This window comes from Lentibacillus sp. JNUCC-1, assembly GCF_009741735.1.
Taxonomy (GTDB): domain Bacteria; phylum Bacillota; class Bacilli; order Bacillales; family Amphibacillaceae; genus Lentibacillus_B.
Genome location: NZ_WHOH01000001.1, coordinates 989447 through 1011617, shown reverse-complemented (window position 1 = coordinate 1011617; position 22171 = coordinate 989447). Strand labels below are relative to the sequence as shown.

The following is a 22171-nucleotide window of genomic DNA, read 5'->3' as shown; positions in this document are numbered from 1 at the left end:
CTTCGACAAACGACTCGACAAGTGACAGTCACTTCCCGAAACATGTCGAAAGTGACAGGTAAGGTATTGCGTTTTATATTCTCATAACGAGAATCTTAGTTAAACTGTGCCTAGTGCAAACCATTTCTAAATAAAATTTACTTGAAATGTTAAAAAAACTATTGACAATTCTAAACGGAAAGCTTATAGTCTTTTTAAGACATCATATGACGTCTTAAAAAATAACTGGAGGTATTAGAATGAAGACAGAGCATGTAGAGCAGATCAATAGTGTGGTAAGTGCGGTGAAGGAAAAAGATATTAATAATATTTACTTTGTAGCTTGTGGCGGATCTTTGGCATCGCTTTCAACTGGAGACTATTTTGTTGACAGGGAACTTTCCATTCCAAGTAAGGCCTATACATCCAATGAATTTATTCACAGTAATCCAAAGGGGCTTGGGAACAATAGCTTGGTTATTTTACGCTCGCATTCAGGCACAACTCCTGAAACTGTCGAAGCGGCGAAGTTTGCCAGAGAGAAAGGTGCAATTACAGTTGCGATTTCCATTGACACTGAATCACCACTATGCCAAGAAGCTGAGTACACAGTTCACTACAATTATAAAGATGGGTCAGATGCTATTGATGGTGAAATTGGGATATTCTATACTCTTGTTTTCTCCATTATCAATAGCTTAAACCCGAACGAAAAGTACGAAAGAGTATTGGATCAATTAAATAAACTTGAAGAACTATTTGATTCAAACCAGAAATTAACATACGAGCGAGCATTTCAATTTGGAAAAGAGAACAAAAGAGAAAAGATTATTTATACCATGGGTAGCGGAGCATATTATCATCAAGCTTATTCATTTACAAGTTGCTTACTTATGGAAATGCTTTGGATTAATTCAAATGCTATTCATACAGGGGAATACTTCCATGGACCTTTCGAAATAACTGATTTCGATGTGCCTTTTCTAATTATTAAAGGAGAAGGACCGACTCTTCCGTTAGATGAAAGAGCTATTAGTTTCGCTGAGAAGTTTAGTGAAAAAGTAGAAGTGGTTGATATTACCAAATTAGACTATAGCGGTATTGACGAGGACTTGAAAGAATACTTTGGTCCGGCGTTGGCAGGGGTCGTATTAAGACAGTATGCTGATGGACTCTCTGAACATACTGGACACCCACTTTCTGTAAGAAGATATATGTGGAAAATGGAGTACTAAATACATCTAAAAATTGATGTGACGGCTTGTCAAAGCCATTAAATGCTTTAATCAGACACAGTTATTCAATGATATACCTTCGCGGTGGACGATCATTTTTAACTTATCATCCAGATGTCGCCGGTTGTGAGTTGTTTGGCTGAGAAACTTTTGACAATACAAAATTCAAGAGTAGGAGTGATTTTTATGAAAAAAGGCATATTGAGTTTCATTATGCTGTTGCTGATCATCCCAATGATAGCTGCTTGTTCATCAGATGATGAACAAGCAAACGCAAGTGGAAAAGATGTTGTAGAAATAGACTTTTTTCATCGCTGGCCAAACGAACCAAGAAAAACCTTCTATAATGAAAAAATAGAAGAGTATATGGATGAACATCCCAATGTGAAAATCAATGTTAACTCCGTTTTAAATGACTCTTACAAAGAAAAAATTAAAGTATTGGTTTCCAGTAACGAACTTCCGGATATCTTCTCATCCTGGTCAGATTCATTTGCATCTAACTTGGTGTCATCAGGCAAGATTATGCCGCTAGATGATGTAATGAGCGAGGATAAAGAGTGGTCAGATCAAATACTCGAGTCCCAATTATCAGGCTTTACCTTTGACGATACAATTTATGGTGCTCCTTTCACAGTTGATGGTAAAGCATTTTTCTACAACAAAAAGATATTTGAAGAAAATAATTTAGAACCACCAGAAACGTTCAACGAACTCATTTCTGTACTGGATAAACTTCAACAGAATGGGTATGAGACGCCAATAGTAGCTGGATTGTCTGATAAGTGGGTTGTTTCTCATTTTATGGGAACAATATTTCAAAGAATTTTAGATCCAGAAGTTTTAGAAGAAGACTACAATAAAGAAACTGGCGAATTTACGGATCCAGGTTATGTTGAGGGTCTTGAAGCTTTCCAAAAATTAACTTCCTATATGGGTGATATATCTACTGCGATCAATAATGAGGAAGCGAGGAATATGTTTAGCAGTGGAGAAGTCCCGATCTCATATAGTCAATTTGCGGAATTCAGAATGGTACAAGAGGGAGGAGATGTTGACTTTGATTTCTTTGATTTTCCTGCATTCAAAGATGGAAAAGGCGATCCTAAAGCTTTAACTGGGGCTCCAGAGGGATGGATGTTAAGTGAAAATGCGCCTCCTGAAGCAGTTGACTTTTTGAAGTTTTTAACCTCAGAAGAGACTGCGTTTGAATTCACTAAAAAAGATGGTCAATTAAATGCCATTAAGGGCGCGGTAACGGAAGAAAACACCTCCGATATTGGTTTAAGAGCATATAAACTGATAACGGATGCTTCAAAAACAGCTCCGTGGTTTGATAACGCTGTCGATATCAATGTTGCTGATGTTTTCATGAGGGGTGGTCAGTCACTGGCAACCAACCAGAAAACTCCGGAAGAAGTAATGAATGAGGTTCAGAAAACAGCCCAAGAATTAAAGTAACAAAAAAATAACCCGTTGTTCCGAGATTTAGAGTCTCGGAACAACATTTTTTCAACCAAGTGTACGGAGGTGTAAGAATGCAACAAAGAAAGAATAAAATGATTCCCATACTTTTTTGTTACCTGGGTTGATCTTCATTACAATATTTGTTTATATCCCTTTATTTCAGAATTTTTACAACAGTTTTTTGATTTCTCGGTATTTTCCACTGAAAAAACGTTCGTCGGGTGGAAGAACTTTAAGTTACTGTTCTCAGACCAAGTAATGATAACAGGCTTGTTAAATAACACTAAGTACGCAATTATATCAGTTATTTTACAAGTCGGATTTGCCTTGGTTCTAGCTTATGTATTAGAGGATAAGGTTTTTAGAAAAATAGCGCCATTTTTCAGGGTTGTATACTTTATGCCAGTTATGATATCTGTTTCGGTCATTGCGCTTCTGTTTGGTTTTGTTTATAACCCGCAAATGGGGTTATTAAATGAATTTCTTCAACTCATTGGCTTAGAAGACTTAGCTAAACCATGGCTAGGTAATTCCTCAACAGCAATTTATGCAGTAATCGCCATGTCCCAATGGCAGAGTATCGGTTTTATTATGATGCTCTTTGTAGTTGCCATTCAAAAGGTTCCTAAAGAATTATATGAAGCGGCTGATATTGATGGGGCGGGTAAGATAAAAAAATTCTTCAGTATTACTATTCCTCAAGTTAAGGAAGCCATTTTCGTAAACACATTAATAACTGTCACTGGATCAATGTTGGTGTTCAATGAGCCGTATATACTTACTGGCGGCGGACCTGGTTTTAGTTCCATTACAATGTCGGTGCACATGTATCAAGAAGGTTTTGTCAAAGATAACATGGGCCTTGCATCAACTGTCGCTTTTGTAATATTTCTCATTACGGCGATATTGGCGTTAATTCAAATTAAATTATCTGGCACAGGAAAGGATGATTGATATGAGAAAACAAAATAAATCATCCAATAAACTGGTAAAGTTTGGAGTGGGTGAGTTTATTGCATTATTGGGCTTAATTATATTTGCAATAATTATCCTATATCCTCTTTTTTGGATGGTTGTTTCATCCATGAAAAGTTATGATGAAATATATAATAACGTATGGGGCTTCCCAAGTGAATGGTTAGTTCATAATTATACTGATGCTTGGTCAAAAGGGATTTCAAGTTACTTTTTTAATAGTGTAATTGTAACCGGTATTACGATAGGTGCTGTCCTTATTATCGGGTCCATGGCGGCGTTTGCACTAGCGCGTTATCGCTCGCGTCTAATAGATGTTGCATTAATCGTATTAATTGGCGGAATGATGATGAATCCTGAGGTAGCCATTATTCCATTATTTAATCTGCTGCGTTCTTTGCACATCGTTGATACAAGGCTTGCTTTAATACTGCCTTATATTGCTTTTCGTTTGCCTATATGTATCTTATTATTACGAGCGTATTTTTTAGGCATACCCAGAGAACTAAACGAATCTGCTTTAATGGATGGGTGTACAGAATTCGGTATATACTTGAGGATTTATCTTCCTATGTCTATACCAATATTAATCACGACGGTAGTATTAACTGCTTTCTATGCGTGGAATGAATTCTTATTTGCTACTGTATTTATTGATTCAGAATCACTTAAGACAATTCCTTCTGGTCTGATGAACTTCAGAGATGCTTTACAAACAGATTGGGGTGTGCTTCTTTCAGGAATGGTAATCGCTTCATTACCAATGATTGTTTTACTGATTGTACTTCAGAAATACTTAGTTCGTGGTTTATCGGAGGGGTCTGTAAAAGGATAATAGAAAGGGTGCAGAGTAATGAATATTATAACTGTAGGGGACAACGTTGTGGATTGTTATTTAGACAAAGGTGTATATTTCCCAGGAGGCAATTGTGTTAATGTTGCAGTAAACAGTAAAAGATCTGGAGCAAATAAAGTGGGGTATATTGGTGTTTTTGCTACTGATGAAAAAGCTAAACACATTAAATATGCCCTTCAATCGGAGGGAGTGGATTATGAGCTGTCCCGTACGGTTGAGGGTATAAGCGGCCAGCCTAAAGTGTCTTTATCAGAAGACGGTGACAGGATATTTATTGGAGGTCCTAAAAACACAGTTCAGCATAAGATGAAATTGAAAATGATACAAGATGACTATGAGTATATGAGTGAATTTGATGTATGTCATATCAGTTGTTATTCTTCACTTGAAGAAGAACTTTCGGGTATTTCAAAGCACATAAACATATCGTTTGATTTTTCCGATAACGTTGACCCTGCATATCTACAAAAGGTTTGTCCACATATTTCAATTGGCTTTTTCTCGGGAGCAGAACTTTCAGACTTTGAAATAGATGATCTAGTTAAACTTCTTTCCCAATATGACATGGACATTATAGGTATTACCAGGGTGATAAACCTGCGCTGTTCTTTGCTGATGGCGTCCGGTACCAGCAAGATGTCGTGGACGTATTGGTAGTTGATACAATGGGCGCTGGAGACAGTTTCATTGGTAGCTTCCTAACTGAATACTATACACATAAGGATATTAAAAAGGCTCTACAATCTGCCGCAGTGAGTGCGAGTGTTACATGCGGTTTCTATGGAGGTTTTGAGTATCCTAAGCAGTTGGACTAGGCAAGCAGGGAACCTTTAATCAGGTTAATGGGAAGTGAAGAAAGGGTCTGATGATATGGCTACTGTATATCTTTTTGTGTACGGAACGTTTCGAAAAAATGAAGTTAACTCTCATACAAAGTATAAGACACAATTGCTATTTGAACAGGCCTGGGTCTTTGGCAGCTTATACGATACCACGCTCGGATATCCAATACTTGCAATAGAGGGCGATCAAAGGGTCTATGGTGAGTTGATTGAGGTAACAGATAATCAATTGAAACAGTTCGATAGGTTAATATCTGAAAAAAACACTTCTTTGCATCGGTGTACCAGAACGGTATATACCGATCAAGGGAAGACAGAGGCATATATGTATGTGGCTCGTGACCCTGGTATGCATACACAAGTACGCTTCGGAGATTGGAAAAGCTATTTATATGAGAAAAAAGAAGAACTTTTCTATTTTGCTTATGGCTCATGTATGGATCACAAAAGATTTATTGAAGCAGGCGTGAATGACTTATTTCAAGACGTAATTGGCAGAGGGGTATTATCTAATTATAAGCTTCAATTTTTAATAGGCAAGTCTGACGGTGGCAGGGCGGATATTATTGAAAAAAGTGGCAGAGTAGAAGGAAAGGTTTATAGAATTAATCAAAAAGCAAGAGAGTATTTATACAAACGAGAAGGTGTTTTTACAGGTGACTATAGACCGGCGTTTATAGATGTAACAGTGAATGGTGAAAAGAAAACCAATGTATTAACCTTCATTGTTGTCAACAAGGAAGAGGAGGAGATAGCGCCACCTAATCATTACGCAGAGGAAATTCTTAACGGGGGCATGGTACACTAAGTGAAGCATATTTATCAGATTTACGTAAAAGATGGCACAAAAAGTTTAAAATGGCTTTCTAATGCAACTCACAAGGATTCATTTGGAGTTAAAGATAGTAATACCCACCTTTGTAAAAATTGTATGTGTTCTTCTAGGAATATTGATTCCTTTTTGTTAAACTAAAAATATATGATTTATAATACGCCACTTAGTTTAGTTGTGCCTAAGTGTTTGAAACCGTTAACATACCTGCATATGCTACTCTTGGTTAGCTACGCAGGATGTCTGGTGGATGTTATTTAAATAAACAACATACTGTTTTTAACAAATGATAAGGCAAGGTGGAATATGTCAACTTACAAACAAATGAATAAAGAAAGCTCTGTTTTTTTATATGAACAAATTAAGCTTCACATTAAAGATATGATTGAAACAGAAATGATTGAAAAAGGGGCAAAACTACCTTCAGAAAAAGAGTTGTGTGATCGATTTAATGCAAGCAGAATTACTGTTAGAAGAGCATTGAAAGAACTAGAAAATGAGGATGTTATAGAAGTTGTACATGGCAAGGGGACTTTTGTTAAGGGGCACAAACGCCCTATTCATATTTTGGATTTGCAAGGGTTTACTGAAGGATTGTCTGCCATGGAGAATCAATTCACAAAAAAAGTAATATCAAAAGAAATCATAGAGGCGGACAAATATTTAATGGAAAAGTTCGATCGGAAAAAACCTTTTGAACTCGTAAAGCTAGTAAGAATCATTAAAGATGAACACGATGTTTTTAGTGTTGACTTTGCGTATCTGCCATGTGATGTTTATCCCGACATCCTTCCTAAAATTAAGGATGATGTGTCTACTTTCGATATAATTCACCAAGATTATGGCATAGAGTTTCAAAATGCAAAGAAGAAGATTGAAGCTTCTTTGCCCACAACAGACATTAGTAAGCTATTTGATATCTCCAGTATTGACCCAGTAATCAGAGTTGATAAACTAATTGAAGATACCAACAATAAACCGGTCCATTTCTCTAATTATTACCTATTGGGTAGTAGAGTGAGTCTCCATATTGATATTAGAATGGATGGATAAAAAATGAGCAGGGACAACGCTTTCCCTGCTCATTTTTTATAAAGGTAACAAGACTGAAAGACTTTAAAATGAGTCTGTTAATAAGGTTTGTTGAAAAGGGATGATTTTTTCGAGTTTCTTTATATCTTCATATTCCCCCTTTAAAAGACCAGCATTAAAGAGATCACTGGGACGCTTATAACCAAGCATCATAATGGTTAGCTGTTGGATGTTACAATGAAGCCCTTTGACAGAAATGTCATCATAAGCTTCATAGGTTATCTTAATGTGGTCACCAATAGAATTAAAGTGATATGTACCATTGTTTTCAGGTAAAAAGTCATCTACAACATGTAATAAGAGAGGCTGTGTTAAGTAACATTTTTGTAATGGATACTTTTCCAGAAATGCCAGCACGTCGACAATACGTGCCATGAAATTGGGTTCAACTTTGTGTTGGAATGAAGGATCATTAATGAGTAACCTAATATGATCATTATCAGGTAGAGTGATTCGTACCTCCTCTGCCATCGAGTCATGGTCACTGATAAATTGGAATAACAACTTTCTGGCATTGAGCGTGCAGTCAACCATTTCGTGCACGTGAAGAACATTCTCTTTAACCATGTAAAGAAGATATCCTTCAGCACTCCCAGCTTCATCATATGCGACCGCGGTGTGCCATCTATCTTTAAAAACTCGCTGCTCCCACCATTTTCTATCTCGTGTGAGCATACCTGTAAATTGTTTAGCGTACCTCGTATAAACCGAATGTAGCGTGTCAAGGTCCAATGGGTTACGACGTAAATATCCCTTACCATCCCAGTCTTTTTTTAGCTTTTTCATGGGAATGGTATATTTGTTACTATGAAAAGCCATTTCCCAACCATATTTACGGTAGAATGGAATTGAAAATGGATGTAAAAAAGATATGGTTTGACCTTCTTTTTTCATTTCTGTTAAGGCATGCTTTAGCAGTTTTTTGACCATGCCTTGTCTGCGGTATTCTGGCCATGTTCCAACAGCACTAATACCACCCATTTTGTACGTGTTTCCAAGAATATAGCAGGAAAGTGGGATGAGATGCAATTTGGCTGCAAGATCCCCTTCCACCATCCACCCCCATATTCTATGCCGGGCCATTTCTTTCTTTTTCTTTATAAGCTCGTCTTCAGATAACTCGTATTGAAAGGCAAATTGTGATAATAAAGAAACAGATTCATAATCACTTTCTTTTAATTCAATAATATCTTCCAACTTATGACCTCCAATTTAGAAATAGAATTTAATCTTATTAATCTATTCAGGTCGTACTTATGACCTCTTTAAGAGTCATGTCCTTCATAGAATTTAATTTTAAATGATAATCCTTGAACGGAAGAGACTTAGTGATCGGATTAGGCACAATAATTGTCTTTAAATCTGCTTTTTGGGCTGCAATCAATCCGTTTAATGAATCCTCGAAAACGATGGCCTCTGACGGTCTTATATTTAATTCTTTGATTGCTTTATTAAATAGGTCCGGAGAAGGTTTGACATCTTTCACATCGTCTTTCGTTATCAAAATATCAAAATAAGATATTAATTTGAGATTGGTTAAGTGTGTCGTAGCCCACCTTTTGGAAGAGCTTGTTGCCAAAGCGATTTTAAGATTTTTTTTGAAGGCATCCTCCAAAAAGTCTTTTACGCCATCCCGCTCTTTATAGTTTTTTATTTTTAGTGTGTGTAACTTTCCGGCTTTATCTTTAATCATATGATAATCATATGAATCACCTAACTCTGTTTGTAGAAAATCCCAAAAAACTTCTCCATTGGAGCCAACACATTTAACAAAATCCTCTATTTGTAGATTATAACCATATAGTTCCTCCAAAGTTTCTTTATAGGATTCATACCATGCCGTTTCCGTATCTAAAATGAGGCCGTCAAAATCAAATATTAAAGCTTTTATCATGTGTTATCACCTCGAGTTTGTATTTATGTAAGTGTGTGCAAAAGAAAAATATTTTTACCTTAATTAGAAATTATTAATCAATTATTATATCTAAGATGTAATATAACATCATATTAATACAAATGCCAGTTTGATGTGAGAACCGATGCAAAGTGAATAAATAGGATTTTGTGCAAATAACATAATAAAGAGCCCAACCTTAAGAGGCTGAACCCTTTATTAAGGATGTCCATTCGACAAAAACCGGGAAGTGACAGGCACCAGACCGGTACCCAGCACCACCCCGAAACACCGCTCCTATCCACGCCCCTTCACAAACCGCATCGCGCCCAACAGCAGCGTCATCACAACGCCCATCATCATCGCGACAAACAGCCAGCCCCATGTATACGCACCCGTCGTGTCAACCAGATGCCCAAACACTGGCGGAGCAAACATGACCCCAACTGCACCGATAGTCAAGCTGAATCCGGTAGCGATCCCGGACTGCCGAAATGGCACCAATTCCGTCGCAGCGTTCATCCAAATGCCATTGAAGCCCGATACACAGAAACCAAACACAAACGTGAGCGGCGTCATTGCCCAGAAAGAAATACCCGCTGGCAAAAAGGCAAACAAAAGCCCCATCCCCGCAACCATTATGGAGATGATCAAAATAATCACGATCCGCTTGCTGTCAAACAGCCGGTCACTGACCAGCCCCCAGATGATCCTGCCAAAAGATCCGCCCACTTCAGCGATTACCAGCAGCAACCCGGCAGAAATTAGCCCGATCTCCAAGAATTCATAAGCAAATAACACAATATACGTATTGAAAATCATCTGAGACCCACTCAACAACATCGCGGCAAAACTGATCAAAAGGAGCGCTCCGTTTTTCGCCATCTCAACCAGTCCACTAAAAAAACGTGCCGGTTCAGCTGAAGATTCCGCCTCTGCCACCCCTCAGGATCCCGAAAAAGCATAAACACAGCCAAGCCCACGATCACCAGCAGCACACTGGCAAGAATAACCGCTGGTCGCCAGCCCCACACATTCGCAAGCGGCAGCAGCAACAACGCTGACAAAGCAGAGCCTGCCGTAATACCCATTTGCTTAATGCCCATCGCCGTGCCACGTTTCTTCGCATCAAACCAATACAAAATGCCACGATTCGCAGCCGGATGGGACGCACCGTACCCGACACCACCAAGTACAATCATCAGCAGCATGCCCGCATAAACAGACACAAACGTCATCACCATAAAACTGCCGCCCAGACAAACAGCTGCGATCAAGAGCATCCACTTGGTCCCAATCCGATCCGTTAAAAACCCAGCCGGCAGGGCTATAACCGACTGTCCCACAAACAACGCAGCAGGCATTAACCCAATCTGCGCCTTCGTCAACGATAAGTCAACGCCAATCAACGGTCCAAGTGGTGCCAGACTCCGTCCCACAAAAGCCACCAGAACCTGCAGCCCCACAAGCAGCGCCAGCATCTTCCACGGCATTAAATGATCCTTTCCCAAACGCTGCACGGATGTAGCCATACATATTTCAATCCTTTCATTTCACAACTCATCAAAAAATCCAAAAAGATAATTCCTAAAACAATACTATACCAATCCCCCACACAGGTCACCCGCAAAGACCTGCCTCCACCCAAATCCCACTCGACAAAAACCTGGAGGTGACAGGCACCAAACCGTAGCAAACATATTTTGGATCCGGCGCCACGTTTTAATGGGGAAGTGGAAGTGGCGATCTTCGTTTGATAGGAGGCACTCTTGCTTTGATAGAACGTGGTCTTGCTCTGATAGGACACGCTCTTGCTCCGATAGAACGTGGTCTTGCTCTGATAGGACACGCTCTTGCTCCGATAGCACATACTCTTGCTCTGATAGAACGCCCACTTGCCCCGATAGAAACACGTTTCCTGAATAAACCTACCCACTCAGCAAAAGACGCCTTGCGATCGCATCTCCCAGACCACCTCATTCGACAAAATTCGGAAAGTGACAGGCACCACTTAGGCACCTACCGACTGTAGGGAGGGTTAATGTTTATGAGGTGTTTGTCATATTCATGGGGTGTTTTACATAGAATCGTAAAAAGTGGCTATCTGTTTCTAGAAAAGTGTTGACATTTTTTAGATTTGTGCTTATTATGTAAATGTAATCGATTACAGTAAGGGTTTCTCAGCAGGAGATACATAACATAATAAGCAATCATTAATTTTTACCGCTAAATGTAATCGATTACATCAGTGCTGTAGTATCCACTCACTAACTGAGGAGGTGATCTTCATCCAAAACATCGGTCTTATTGGTCTGGGGTTTATTGGTCAGAAACACTTGGAAGCATATAGTCATATCCCTAACGCTCGGGTGAAGGCAATTTGTACGGCTGATCAGGAAAAAGGCACTAAGCTGGCTGCTGAATTCAATACGTCCCATGTTACAAGCTTTGAAGACTTATTAGCAGATGACGACATCGATGTGATTGATATTTGCCTCCCGACACACTTGCATGAATCATACGCGCTCAAGGCGGCACATGCAGGTAAGCACATTTTCTGCGAGAAACCGCTGACGCTAACAGCGGAATCAGCGCAACGCATGATTGAGGCAACAGAAGCAAACGGGGTGCGACTGTTCGTGGGACATGTTCTGCGCTTTTGGCCAGAATACGCTCTCATCCAATCCTACAGCCAGACAAAAATGCAAGATATACAAGTGATCCACGCCAAGCGGCTTGGGCAGGCCCCGAAGTGGAGTGACTGGTTTCAATACCCTGAAAAAAGTGGCGGGGCCTTATTCGATTTGCATATTCATGATATCGATTACATTTGTGCGTTGCTTGGAGAGGTTGCGACGGTATACGCTGTTGGTCACCAAAATGCGTACGGGGCATGGGACCATGTTATGACGACGTTAACATTTAATAATAACAGTCAGGCATTCGTGGAAGCTTCACACCGCATGCCACCAGATTATCCGTTCTCAATGACCTTCAGGGCTCAAACACCGGATGCAACATTAGATTACAAGAGTCAAGCCGGTGACAATATCGATCCGGATGAGGATAGTCACACGACAATGACCTATTACTCATCTACAGAAAAAACATCCTTACAGGTCGAGGCAACAGATCCTTTTCAACAAGAACTGATTTATTTCATCCATTGCCTTGAAGCGAATCAGGACAACACAATTATTCCGCTTTCAGATGTCCTGTATACACTGAAGCTGCTGAAGGCAATCGAACGGTCATTGGAAACAAAAAAGGTTATAAGCATGCACAACACAACTCGAAAGGAGGGGGTGTGTTCCAATCAGTCAGAAAGCTAGCAAGCGCACATGACCGTATCTGAGCCTGTATTTCTGAACACGAAACCATTTAGGGGGTTATTCAAATGAAGAAATCTTTTTATGTGCTGGTATTATTCGGTTTACTGATCGCTGGAATCTTGAGTGCCTGTGGTGGAGATAACACAACAGAAGCAGAAGCTGAAGGAAATACCGGCGGGAACGATGGTGGCGATGGTGATAAACATAAAATCGGTATCCTGGCACCAGCCGTGACGCATGGTTGGGTGGCAGCGGTCGCGTATCATGCTGAGAACAGAGCTGAAGAATTGTCTGATGAGATTGAGTATCAGATTCAAACGAGCAGTAACGCAGAGGAAATGACCTCACAGCTTGACGACTTGATGACCTGGGGCGCAGAAGCCATTGTTGCATTCCCACAGTGGGAAGGAATGGAAGTTCCGATCCAGAAAGCATTAGACGCAGACATCGAGGTTGTCAACTTCGATATTGAAATCGATGCTGAAGGCGTTTACCGTGTTGCGGGTGACAACGAAGACATGGGGATCCAGGGCGCCAATTATATTGTCGATAAGATCGGCACAAAAGGAACGGTCGTCGTACTGGAAAATCCATCTGCTGGCTCTGTGTCCAAACTCCGTGTCAACGGGTTTAAAGACACGATCGCTGACATCGCACCTGACATGAACCTTGAAACATATGCAGCAGAATTTACGCGGGAATCTGGTCTGAGTGACTTTTCCGATATCCTGACATCCCTTGACCATATTGACGCTGTCTATTCGATCGATGATGAGACATCCATTGGTGTGCTTCAGGCCATCAATGAAGCTGGAAGAGATGAGATCCAAGTTGTAACTGGCGGGGCGGCATGCAGGAGTACTTTAAAATGATGCCGGAAAATGAAGACATCTGGATTGAGTCTGCTCTGTACAGTCCGGCAATGGTTAAAGATGCGGTCGATGTTGCGCTTGACCTCTTAAATGGCAAAGACGTTGACAAACAAACCATTATTCCGACAACCATTGTGGATCGCGACAATTATGAAGAGTTTCTTGACGAAGACTCACCTTACTAAGGTCACGAACAGCATGAATGAGAAAATAGGATAACAGGGGAGGGGCCCACACACCCCTCTCCACAAAAATCCTGGTCTGGAAGTGATGGCATGATCATCGAAATGGAAAACATTAAAAAATCATTCGGCAGCAACAATGTGCTTAAAGAGGTCTCCCTAACCATTCAAGGCGGTGACATTTGTGCCTTGCTCGGAGAAAATGGTGCAGGGAAATCGACGCTGATGAACATTTTAGGTGGCGTTCATCAGATGGACGCTGGCGCCATTAAAATCAACGGAGAACCGGTCAGCTTCACAACACCTTCAGATTCGCTCAATGCAGGCATTGCTTTTATCCATCAAGAACTAAATCTGATTAATGACCTGCCCATTTATGAAAATATGTTTCTCAGCCGAGAACTGAAAACCAAATTCGGGACTCTTGATCTGAAAGGTATGATCACAGCAACAGCTGAAATTTTTAAACAAATGAACATTGATCTGGATCCGCGGACAATGGTCAAGGATCTGGATTCTTCCTATAAACAAATCGTGGAAATCTGTCGTGCAATGATGACGAACGCATCGATCATTATTATGGATGAACCGACAACGTCTCTGACTGAACAAGAAATTGCGCGGGTTTTTGAAATGATGCGGACGATGAAGACCCATGATGTCGGTATTATATTTATTTCTCATAAATTAAATGAAGTGAAACAGGTGTGTAACCGCTATGCCGTATTAAGAGACGGCAACCTCGTGTCAGAGGGGGATGTAGCGGATGTGACCACAGATGATCTGGCTCGGTTTATGGTCGGGTTTGATGTCCGGACAGAATCCTTGAGACGGGAAAAAGAACTGGGCCGTGAAGTGCTGCGTCTGGAAAATTTAACATCAAAGCAGCTTTTTAAAGATATTAACTTGACCGTACGTGCTGGTGAGATTCTCGGGGTTACTGGGTTACTCGGAGACGGCAGGAGTGAACTTTTCCAGTCAGTCTTTGGGGCTAATGACCCGCCTTCCGGACAGATTTATTTGGACGGTCAGGCGATCACCATTCATGACACCACGGAGGCGCTTGAAAAGGGGATTGCTTACCTCCCGCGAAATCGCAAAGAGAATGCGATCCTCCCTGATATGAATATTATTGAAAATGCTGCGATCACCACTTGGCCAAAATTTTCCCGGGGCGGGGTGATTGACATCAACCGGCATGAGGAAGCTTTTGCCGGTCACCGCAAAACATTACGTCTGAAAATGGGTGAATTGACTGACAGCATTACAAGTCTCTCAGGTGGCAACCAGCAAAAAGTTGTTCTGGCGAAATGGCTGGCTACAAATCCGGAGATTCTGATTCTGGATAATCCAACGCAAGGTGTTGATGTCGGTGCCAAAGAAGACATCTATGACATTATCCTTAAATTGGCAGAAGATCAGATTGCCATTATTGTCCTCTCAGGGGAAGCGCAGGAAATTATCCGCCTGTGTGACAGAGCGGTTGTGATGTACCACGGGGTCATTCAGGGTGAGGTTACAGACGATAAGATGACCGAACATGAGATTATGCGGCTTGCGACAGGCGGGAATTAACATCGTAAAGGAGTTGGATGCCAGACATGGAGAACAGCCAAGCAACACAAAAAAGATCTTTTATGGAATGGTTTAAATACAGATGGTCCAATAATCCGTTGTTCAGCATCTTTATTGCATTGGTCATCATGATTATTTTACAAACACTGGTCCTTGGATTTGATTATGATTCTTTCGGTGACTGGCTGCAGTCCTGGACCAACAACTGGATCAATATTCTAAGAAATAACGCAGGCATCGGCATTATTGCACTCGGGATGACAATGGTCATTATGTCAGAAGGCATTGACTTGTCTGTTGGGTCAACGCTTGTGGCCACAGGTGCCTTCACCATGATGCTGATCGACACGGGCGCAAAAGGTTTTCTCGGGATGTTTGGTCTGACAGGGGTGCTCGGTTTCGTTGTGGCAATTCCGCTTGTGCTCATATTCGGGTACCTGCTCGGGGCGCTCATTGGTGTCACGATCACAAGAGGGAAGGTGCCACCTTTCATTGCGACACTTGGGGCGATGATGATCTTCCGTAGTGTCACTCAGCACTTCATGCAGGGCTATAACCCAAGAGTCCCGATGGAGTTTTTGCAGATTGCCAGTTTCAAAATCGGACCGTATATGATTATGCCAATCGTCTACTGGGCGGTCATCGCAGCGATTTTATACTATGTTTCGAAGCGCACGACATTTGGCCGGCAGATTATTGCCGTCGGTTCAAGTGAACGGGCAGCCAAACTTTCCGGGGTAAAAGTCAACAAAGTTAAGCTCCGAGTCTATGGTCTTATGGGGTTGCTTGTGTCAGTCGCAGCGCTCATACAAGTATCGCGCATCGGCTCGATGGACTTTTCCAATGCGGGACGTGGCATGGAGATGGATGCCATTGCGGCGGCTGTTGTCGGCGGAGCGAGCCTTAGCGGTGGAAAAGGCTCTATTCTCGGGGCAGTCTATGGGATGCTGATTATTGCCGTGATGAATAATCTATTAAACCTGTTCGGTGTACCGCCTTTTTTAAGAGAAGCGTTTAAAGGTATGATTGTTGTGGCAGCAGTGCTTCTGCAAAGGAAAGAAAAGCTTTCTTAGACGAAACGGAAGAATGCCATTAAAATGAAATATGATACGAGACAATCAACTATCGCACAGGCTCGATACAGGAAAGTAGGCACGATACTATGGCAAACATCAGACAGGTTGCAGACAAAGCGGGGGTTTCGGTTGCGACGGTATCCAGGGTTCTGAATGGGCACAATACTGTCTCAAACAAAACGAAACAAAAAGTGGAGGAAGCTATTGCACAATTAAATTATGAACCGAGCAGTCTTGGACGGAATCTGCGCAATTCGGAAAGTCGGTTGCTGCTGGTTTTGATCCCTGAAATTGCTAACCCGTTTTATTTTGAAATCATCAAGGGCATTGAAACGACCGCACTCAATCACAACTATAATATTCTTCTCTGTGAGACCAATTCAGACCCTGAGCGCGAGGACATTTACTTTGATCTGGTGCGTTCCAAGATGGCAGATGGCATTATATCAATGGATCCGGCGGTCAATATGGAAACACTGATCGCGCTCGCTGAAGCGCATGCGATTATTCAATGCAGTGAATACGACATCGACAGCGGCATCCCTTACGTCACCATTGATAGTGAGAAAGCCGCTTATATGGCAGTGGAGCATCTCATTAATATAGGTCACAGGAAGATCGGGCTCATTAATTCTAATAAGGACTTTCTATATGCGAGGCAACGTGAAAAAGGCTACCAGAAGGCTCTTGAGGATCATGGCATTGAAGTGAATCCAGCGTATATCAGATATACACATAAACTGGGATTTGAGTACGGCCAACAAGCCATGCGGGATATTTTGAAACTTGACGACAGACCAACAGCGGTGTTCGGTGTTTCCGACCTCTTAGCCATTGGTGCTTTAAGGGAGATTCACACGAACGGTCTCAGTGTTCCGGACGATATCGCTGTCGTCGGCTTCGACCGGATTGACTTTTCCAACATGACACACCCCACATTGACGACCATTGCTCAGCCCATGTGCGAAATGGGAACCATTGCAGCTCAAATGCTGTTAAAGAAAATTCGCGGCGAGGCGGTAACAAGCACCGTGTTGCAGCATGAGCTGGTGGTCAGAGAATCGACTAAACCAAAATAGGAGGGATCTGTTTGAGTATCACAGCAGGTATTATCGGATGCGGGTCGATCACACGTTATCGGCATGCACCAGAATATAAGGCAAATCCCCATGTGAGTAAAATTGTTTTTTACGATCGCAATCCGGAACGCGCTGAGGCACTTGCTGAACTGTTCGGCGGGACGACAGCCGGAAGTGTTGAGGCATTACTGAATGATCCAGAGATTGATGTGATCAGTGATTGTTCTTCAAATGAATATCACCATATTCACACGACAAACGCCTTGTTGAACGGAAAACATGTCTTATGCGAAAAACCCTTATCCTTAACCTTAGAGCAGGCCGAGGGAATTCTCTCCGCACAGGAACAATCAGGCAAAAAACTGATGGTAGACCACAACCAGCGTCTGACAAAGGCCCATCAAGAAGTGAAGCGGATCATCAAAAACAATGAATTAGGCAAACCACTGACATTTAAAACGACATTTGGACATCAGGGGCCAGAGCACTGGGGCTTCAACAAAAGCAACTCAACCTGGTTTTTTAAAAAAGAACGCTCAGGCCTGGGCGTAGCAGGTGACTTAGGCATTCATAAAATTGATCTGATCCATTATTTGCTTGATGACGAAATTGAATATGTCAGTGCCTTTAAAGGGGCGCTTGATAAAGTCGATGAAAACGATCAGCCGATTCAAGTTGCTGATAACATTGTCTGCAGTCTAAAAACCAAAAAAGGCGTTCTGGGATCTGCCTCATTTTCCTGGACGTATTACGGGGAAGAGGACAACAGCACCATCATCTATTGCGAACACGGGATCATAAAAATATATACACATCCAGACCATCAAATTGAAGTCATACGGTCTGATGGCGGTAAAGTCCATTATCAGCTGGAATCCATTCAGACGAACGACAACCAGTCAAACACGGGTGTGATCGATGCTTTTATTAAGGCTGTGCGCTTGGATGAAGAACCAGTGGTCACCGGACACGACGCTTTTTCTTCGTTGAAAGTAATACTTGGTATTCTGGAAGCGGCAGACACACAGAAGATAGTGAAGATTTAAGGTTAACGATAAACAGAGGTAGGAGTGGTCATATGAAACTCGGTGTATTTACCGTCTTGTTTTCCGGAAAAACGCTGGATGACATGCTTGACGGTGTGAGGGATATCGGTCTTGAAGCGGTTGAGATTGGCACCGGCGGCAATCCAGGAAATGACTTTTGTAATTTAGATGAATTGCTAGAGAGTGCGGATAAGCGAAAAGCCTATTTGGACAAGATTGAGTCACGCGGGCTGAGTATCAGCGCATTCAGCTGCCACGACAACCCGGTCTCACCCGACAAAGCACATGCTGAAAAAGCGCATGAAACGTTTGTTAAAACAGTTAAACTGGCTTCGTTAATGGGCGTACCGGTGGTGAATACATTTTCCGGCACCCCCGGCTCACATGAAGGGTCTAAATATCCGAACTGGCCTGTAACCCTTGGCCAACTGAATACAGCAATATTTTGAAGTGGCAATGGGAGGAAAAGTTAATTCCTTACTGGCAGGAAGCCGGAAAGATCGCTAAGGACCATGGTGTGAAAGTCGGTCTGGAACTTCATGCCGGATTTCTTGTGCATACACCATACACCATGCTGAAGCTCCGCGAAGCAACCAACGACGCAATCGGCGCGAACCTGGACCCGAGTCATCTCTGGTGGCAAGGCATTGATCCAGTCGCCGCCATTAAAATACTTGGAAAAGAAAACGCGATCCATCATTTCCATGCCAAGGATACGTATATCGATCAGGATAATGTTAATATGTATGGCCTGACCGACATGCAGCCTTACGATGCTGTTCAAACACGTGCCTGGAGCTTCAGGTCAGTCGGTTACGGGCACAGCATCAAAGAATGGTCCGACATTGTCAGTGCCCTCCGTACATACGGCTATGACCATGTCATCAGCATCGAACACGAAGATCCGATTATGTCCATTAACGAAGGCTTCACCCGAGCCGTCCGCAACCTGCAGCAGATACACATACAAGAACCGCCCACAGAGATTTGGTGGGCAGACTAACTTCTTTATGTACTTCAAAAAAGACCCGAAAACCGGGTCTTTTTGATTGGCTACTTCATGACCACGAAGACACATACTGCGAACCGGAATGACTGCTCCTGGCAACCGCTCGGGGAAAACACTGCGCTTTCCGTGGGCGCTGCTGAGCCTCCTCGCGCTGCGCGCTGTGGGGTCTCACCGAGGCTTTGCATCCCACAGGAGTCTCCGTGTTTTCCCCGAGCTTGTTATGAGAGCTTATTCTCTAACTCTTATGTGAGTAAAACCTTCCCAGCTACTGATAAACATAGAGTGATTGGAGCGGAGGGAAGTCGACTCCCACAGCCTTTTTTATTTAACTTGTACCCTTTTGTCTCGTATGAAAATGTATAGACGTTATCCTCATGAGGTAATCTACCAACAATAATAACGCTGGCGTGTCTCGTCATTCTGCCAGATCAGCCACAATTCAAACGGCCTCTTTCTCGTGTTTTCACGCTCCCTGCGTTTTGACATCCCGTTTCAAAGCGAGGTATTGATCATAGCTATCATTCCTTCAACTAAAATCGCTACCAGTAGGTATTGTGAAATATATAGCTTATGTACCTGATTGTCACTAAAAAATTGATGTTTTTACAGTTAACCCTCTAATAACTACGAAGACACAAACTGAGAACAAGAGGAAACTTGGAATGACTGCTTCTGGCAACCGCTCGGGGCAAACACTACGCTTTCCGTGGGCGCTGCTGAGCCTCCTCGCGCTGCGCGCTGTGGGGTCTCACCGAGGCTTATCTTCCCGCAGGAGTCTCCGTGTTTTCCCCGAGCTTGGTGAGGTGTGCGTTCTATCACTTCTTTTACAGAGCAATTCGTTATGCAAGTCGCCCATAAACATTACAAAAATAGGGGGCACATATATAGCGGAGAAAATACATGAAGACTCCTGCGGGAACAGCACGAGTCCGAAGACCCCACAGCGAGCGCATTAAGGAGGGTCGACTAAAACCGCCCTTTGCGGGCAACGTCGACATACCCCTTGCCGGGGCAAGGAGGCTGAGGCCGTGCCCGCGGAAAGCGAAATGTATTTTCGGAGCGACGTCTTTTCTCATACAAACTTAGTTAGTTCGCAGTTTTGGATATTGCATCTTAATAAACAGCAAGAACCTATGTGAAATCAACCCCATTCGACAAACTTCAGGAAGTGACTGTCACTTCCCACCCCCCCAAAAAAATAAGGCGTTAAGATTGACCTCACTTTACATGAGTTTTAAAATGGCTTGTTGGATAAACTAATATACATCTTAGACGAAGGAGCATCACACATATGAAGAATATCCGTTTTTCAATGGCACTTGCTGCTATGCTTGTGCTGTCACTCGTACTCGCCGCATGCGGTGGGGGCAACGACGATAATGCCAGCGAGAACAACACGAAACTGGCAGATGACGCTGAACTCGGCGAAAAGAACATCACGCTCCCATACGTGTCATGGGCAGGCTCAACCTCCCGTACACCACTGCTCGCAGCCGTACTTGAAGACGTCGGCTACAATGTCGATATGAAACAAGTGGAAGCAGGCCCAATGTGGGCAGCAGTCGCAGACGATCCAGCATCATTCACTGCAACCGGCTGGCTCCCAACAACACACCAAGAATATATTGAAAAATACGGTGACGACGTCGAAGTGTACGACACAAGCATCATCGACAAAGCACCGCTCGCCCTAACAGTTCCTTCATATATGGAAGACATCAATTCCATTGAAGACTTAAAAGGCAACGAAGATCTCGGCGAAAAAGTTGACTGGGAAATCACAGGCATCGACCCAGGTGCCGGCATCATGCAGAACACGGAGAAAGCACTCGAACATTACGGTCTTGACAAATGGAGCGTCCAATCCAGTTCAGAAGCGGCCATGCTTTCCGAACTCCAAAAGAAAATTAAAAACGAAGAACCAGTTGTAGTCCCACTCTGGAAACCACACTGGATCTTCGCAGCAGAAGACCTGAAAATGCTCGAAGACCCTGATGAAATTTACGGCGGCGACGGGGACCACATCGACCTTGTCTTCAACAAAGAATTCAAGGAAACCTCCCCAGCAGCGTATCAGATCGCTACTCAGTTCGCTGAAAACTATAACTCAGAAAACGAAGAAGAGCTCATGGGACCAATCTTCGTTGACGACAAAGACGCAGAAGAAGTCGCTCAACAATATATGAAAGACAATCCTGACAAAGTCAAAACATGGCAAAAAGGCGTTATCGCCGAATAACCAGTAGTGTCAGAAGGGGTCAGTCCTTCGGGTCAAAAGACCAGGGGACTGGCCCCGCTTTTTTGAGCTGCAACACCCGCCTACTACAACGACTCATAAAATCCCACCAGCCAATCCGCCTCAATCTCACCATCCTTCACCTTATAAAAGATCTGATTAATCATAACCTCCCGCACATACGGCACAATAAAATCAGACTCACCACTATCATTATAAAAATAAATAATACTCGCCCGCGATGGAATATAAGCCGTCTCATTCCCCACCAGACTTTCATATTGAAAATCATCCAGAAAATCCAACAACTCACGAATCTTCTCCGGGTTATCCGTACTTCTATACCGATGATCCGAAGGGATATTCAACTTAACCCGAACAATCTCCTCAGATGGAATCTCAATTGTTTCAGCCAAATCCACCTCCTGCAAAGGCACATACACCGCCAAAACAAGCACAAAAACCATCGCAAACGCCGCACCCAATATATAAATCCTTCCCATGCTCATCCCTCCACTCAAGACACACAGGCTGGAAAATTAAAACCACACAACCCCACACACCCATTATCACCCGCACCACCCCAAAACAC

Annotated in this window: 20 protein-coding genes and 2 pseudogenes; 17 read left to right on the top strand and 5 right to left on the bottom strand. The window is 42.6% G+C overall.

Annotated elements, in window-relative coordinates; genetic code table 11:
• Positions 1 to 239: 239 nt before the first annotated feature.
• The 8 genes and pseudogenes from JNUCC1_RS04750 to JNUCC1_RS04720 all read left to right on the top strand — a co-directional run bounded on the left by JNUCC1_RS04750 (position 240) and on the right by JNUCC1_RS04720 (position 7239).
• A complete protein-coding gene (locus JNUCC1_RS04750) occupies positions 240 to 1214 on the top strand; it encodes an SIS domain-containing protein (RefSeq protein ID WP_156644366.1) in 975 nt (324 codons plus the stop codon).
• 186 nt (positions 1215 to 1400) lie between these two features.
• Positions 1401 to 2675 (top strand): ABC transporter substrate-binding protein, encoded by a 1275-nt coding sequence (locus JNUCC1_RS04745; protein WP_156644365.1) that lies wholly within the window; start codon positions 1401 to 1403, stop codon positions 2673 to 2675.
• A 77-nt stretch (positions 2676 to 2752) separates the two neighbouring features.
• Positions 2753 to 3635, top strand: a pseudogene (locus JNUCC1_RS04740) (carbohydrate ABC transporter permease).
• A 1-nt stretch (position 3636) separates the two neighbouring features.
• The gene (locus tag JNUCC1_RS04735) at positions 3637 to 4491 is read left to right on the top strand and encodes a carbohydrate ABC transporter permease (protein WP_156644364.1); all 855 of its coding nucleotides are present in this window, start codon (positions 3637 to 3639) and stop codon (positions 4489 to 4491) included.
• 18 nt (positions 4492 to 4509) lie between these two features.
• Complete coding sequence (locus JNUCC1_RS04730) at positions 4510 to 5169, top strand: PfkB family carbohydrate kinase (RefSeq protein WP_231746991.1); 660 nt, start codon at positions 4510 to 4512, stop codon at positions 5167 to 5169.
• On the top strand, positions 5154 to 5327 hold the full coding sequence (locus JNUCC1_RS18540) for a carbohydrate kinase family protein (protein ID WP_331713602.1): 174 nt from the start codon (positions 5154 to 5156) through the stop codon (positions 5325 to 5327). The genes JNUCC1_RS04730 and JNUCC1_RS18540 overlap by 16 nt, the downstream gene beginning before the upstream one ends.
• A gap of 55 nt (positions 5328 to 5382) precedes the next feature.
• Positions 5383 to 6162 (top strand): gamma-glutamylcyclotransferase, encoded by a 780-nt coding sequence (locus tag JNUCC1_RS04725; RefSeq protein ID WP_156644363.1) that lies wholly within the window; start codon positions 5383 to 5385, stop codon positions 6160 to 6162.
• A 330-nt stretch (positions 6163 to 6492) separates the two neighbouring features.
• Positions 6493 to 7239, top strand: a complete 747-nt coding sequence (locus JNUCC1_RS04720; RefSeq protein WP_156644362.1) for a GntR family transcriptional regulator — start codon at positions 6493 to 6495, stop codon at positions 7237 to 7239.
• Between the two features lie 63 nt (positions 7240 to 7302).
• Here the strand turns inward: JNUCC1_RS04720 and JNUCC1_RS04715 are convergent, their stop codons facing one another.
• The 4 genes from JNUCC1_RS04715 to JNUCC1_RS18530 form a co-directional block, all read right to left on the bottom strand.
• Complete coding sequence (locus tag JNUCC1_RS04715) at positions 7303 to 8475, bottom strand: GNAT family N-acetyltransferase (RefSeq protein WP_231746990.1); 1173 nt, start codon at positions 8473 to 8475, stop codon at positions 7303 to 7305.
• Between the two features lie 46 nt (positions 8476 to 8521).
• Positions 8522 to 9172, bottom strand: coding sequence for an HAD family hydrolase (locus tag JNUCC1_RS04710; RefSeq protein ID WP_156644361.1), 651 nt, complete (start codon positions 9170 to 9172; stop codon positions 8522 to 8524).
• A 297-nt stretch (positions 9173 to 9469) separates the two neighbouring features.
• Complete coding sequence (locus JNUCC1_RS18535; RefSeq protein ID WP_231746989.1) at positions 9470 to 10015, bottom strand: MFS transporter; 546 nt, start codon at positions 10013 to 10015, stop codon at positions 9470 to 9472.
• 14 nt (positions 10016 to 10029) lie between these two features.
• Complete coding sequence (locus JNUCC1_RS18530; RefSeq protein ID WP_231746988.1) at positions 10030 to 10704, bottom strand: MFS transporter; 675 nt, start codon at positions 10702 to 10704, stop codon at positions 10030 to 10032.
• Positions 10705 to 11451: 747 nt separating this feature from the next.
• On the opposite strand from JNUCC1_RS18530, the gene JNUCC1_RS19160 reads away from it, so the two are divergent.
• The 9 genes and pseudogenes from JNUCC1_RS19160 (at position 11452) to JNUCC1_RS04665 (ending at position 21582) form a co-directional block, all read left to right on the top strand.
• Positions 11452 to 12504, top strand: a complete 1053-nt coding sequence (locus tag JNUCC1_RS19160; protein WP_156644360.1) for a Gfo/Idh/MocA family protein — start codon at positions 11452 to 11454, stop codon at positions 12502 to 12504.
• 65 nt (positions 12505 to 12569) lie between these two features.
• A complete protein-coding gene (locus JNUCC1_RS04695) occupies positions 12570 to 13376 on the top strand; it encodes a substrate-binding domain-containing protein (protein WP_231746987.1) in 807 nt (268 codons plus the stop codon).
• Positions 13373 to 13561 (top strand): hypothetical protein, encoded by a 189-nt coding sequence (locus JNUCC1_RS18525; RefSeq protein ID WP_231746986.1) that lies wholly within the window; start codon positions 13373 to 13375, stop codon positions 13559 to 13561. Before JNUCC1_RS04695 ends, JNUCC1_RS18525 begins: the two co-directional genes overlap by 4 nt.
• A 90-nt stretch (positions 13562 to 13651) precedes the next feature.
• On the top strand, positions 13652 to 15133 hold the full coding sequence (locus tag JNUCC1_RS04690; protein WP_156644359.1) for a sugar ABC transporter ATP-binding protein: 1482 nt from the start codon (positions 13652 to 13654) through the stop codon (positions 15131 to 15133).
• 26 nt (positions 15134 to 15159) lie between these two features.
• A complete protein-coding gene (locus JNUCC1_RS04685) occupies positions 15160 to 16206 on the top strand; it encodes an ABC transporter permease (RefSeq protein WP_156644358.1) in 1047 nt (348 codons plus the stop codon).
• Between the two features lie 89 nt (positions 16207 to 16295).
• Entirely contained in the window at positions 16296 to 17288 is a 993-nt protein-coding gene (locus tag JNUCC1_RS04680) for a LacI family DNA-binding transcriptional regulator (RefSeq protein WP_156644357.1), read from the top strand.
• An 11-nt stretch (positions 17289 to 17299) separates the two neighbouring features.
• Entirely contained in the window at positions 17300 to 18334 is a 1035-nt protein-coding gene (locus tag JNUCC1_RS04675) for a Gfo/Idh/MocA family protein (protein ID WP_156644356.1), read from the top strand.
• Positions 18335 to 18366: 32 nt separating this feature from the next.
• Positions 18367 to 19337: pseudogene (locus JNUCC1_RS04670) on the top strand (sugar phosphate isomerase/epimerase family protein).
• Between the two features lie 1297 nt (positions 19338 to 20634).
• On the top strand, positions 20635 to 21582 hold the full coding sequence (locus JNUCC1_RS04665) for a glycine betaine ABC transporter substrate-binding protein (RefSeq protein WP_231746985.1): 948 nt from the start codon (positions 20635 to 20637) through the stop codon (positions 21580 to 21582).
• 83 nt (positions 21583 to 21665) lie between these two features.
• On the opposite strand, the gene JNUCC1_RS04660 is transcribed toward JNUCC1_RS04665, so the two are convergent.
• On the bottom strand, positions 21666 to 22082 hold the full coding sequence (locus JNUCC1_RS04660; RefSeq protein ID WP_156644355.1) for a hypothetical protein: 417 nt from the start codon (positions 22080 to 22082) through the stop codon (positions 21666 to 21668).
• Between the last annotated feature and the right edge of the window lie 89 nt (positions 22083 to 22171).

What these genes read in the sequence shown, in the direction of transcription:
- JNUCC1_RS04660 (WP_156644355.1), bottom strand. Translation starts at nt 22,082, where the DNA reads ATGGGAAGGATTTATATATTGGGTGCGGCGTTTGCGATGGTTTTTGTG.
- JNUCC1_RS18535 (WP_231746989.1), bottom strand. Translation starts at nt 10,015, where the DNA reads ATGTTGTTGAGTGGGTCTCAGATGATTTTCAATACGTATATTGTGTTA.
- JNUCC1_RS04720 (WP_156644362.1), top strand. Translation starts at nt 6,493, where the DNA reads ATGTCAACTTACAAACAAATGAATAAAGAAAGCTCTGTTTTTTTATAT.
- JNUCC1_RS04750 (WP_156644366.1), top strand. Translation starts at nt 240, where the DNA reads ATGAAGACAGAGCATGTAGAGCAGATCAATAGTGTGGTAAGTGCGGTG.
- JNUCC1_RS04690 (WP_156644359.1), top strand. Translation starts at nt 13,652, where the DNA reads ATGATCATCGAAATGGAAAACATTAAAAAATCATTCGGCAGCAACAAT.
- JNUCC1_RS04725 (WP_156644363.1), top strand. Translation starts at nt 5,383, where the DNA reads ATGGCTACTGTATATCTTTTTGTGTACGGAACGTTTCGAAAAAATGAA.
- JNUCC1_RS04665 (WP_231746985.1), top strand. Translation starts at nt 20,635, where the DNA reads ATGAAGAATATCCGTTTTTCAATGGCACTTGCTGCTATGCTTGTGCTG.
- JNUCC1_RS04735 (WP_156644364.1), top strand. Translation starts at nt 3,637, where the DNA reads ATGAGAAAACAAAATAAATCATCCAATAAACTGGTAAAGTTTGGAGTG.
- JNUCC1_RS04745 (WP_156644365.1), top strand. Translation starts at nt 1,401, where the DNA reads ATGAAAAAAGGCATATTGAGTTTCATTATGCTGTTGCTGATCATCCCA.
- JNUCC1_RS04730 (WP_231746991.1), top strand. Translation starts at nt 4,510, where the DNA reads ATGAATATTATAACTGTAGGGGACAACGTTGTGGATTGTTATTTAGAC.
- JNUCC1_RS04680 (WP_156644357.1), top strand. Translation starts at nt 16,296, where the DNA reads ATGGCAAACATCAGACAGGTTGCAGACAAAGCGGGGGTTTCGGTTGCG.
- JNUCC1_RS04685 (WP_156644358.1), top strand. Translation starts at nt 15,160, where the DNA reads ATGGAGAACAGCCAAGCAACACAAAAAAGATCTTTTATGGAATGGTTT.
- JNUCC1_RS04710 (WP_156644361.1), bottom strand. Translation starts at nt 9,172, where the DNA reads ATGATAAAAGCTTTAATATTTGATTTTGACGGCCTCATTTTAGATACG.
- JNUCC1_RS18525 (WP_231746986.1), top strand. Translation starts at nt 13,373, where the DNA reads ATGATGCCGGAAAATGAAGACATCTGGATTGAGTCTGCTCTGTACAGT.
- JNUCC1_RS18530 (WP_231746988.1), bottom strand. Translation starts at nt 10,704, where the DNA reads ATGGCTACATCCGTGCAGCGTTTGGGAAAGGATCATTTAATGCCGTGG.
- JNUCC1_RS04695 (WP_231746987.1), top strand. Translation starts at nt 12,570, where the DNA reads ATGAAGAAATCTTTTTATGTGCTGGTATTATTCGGTTTACTGATCGCT.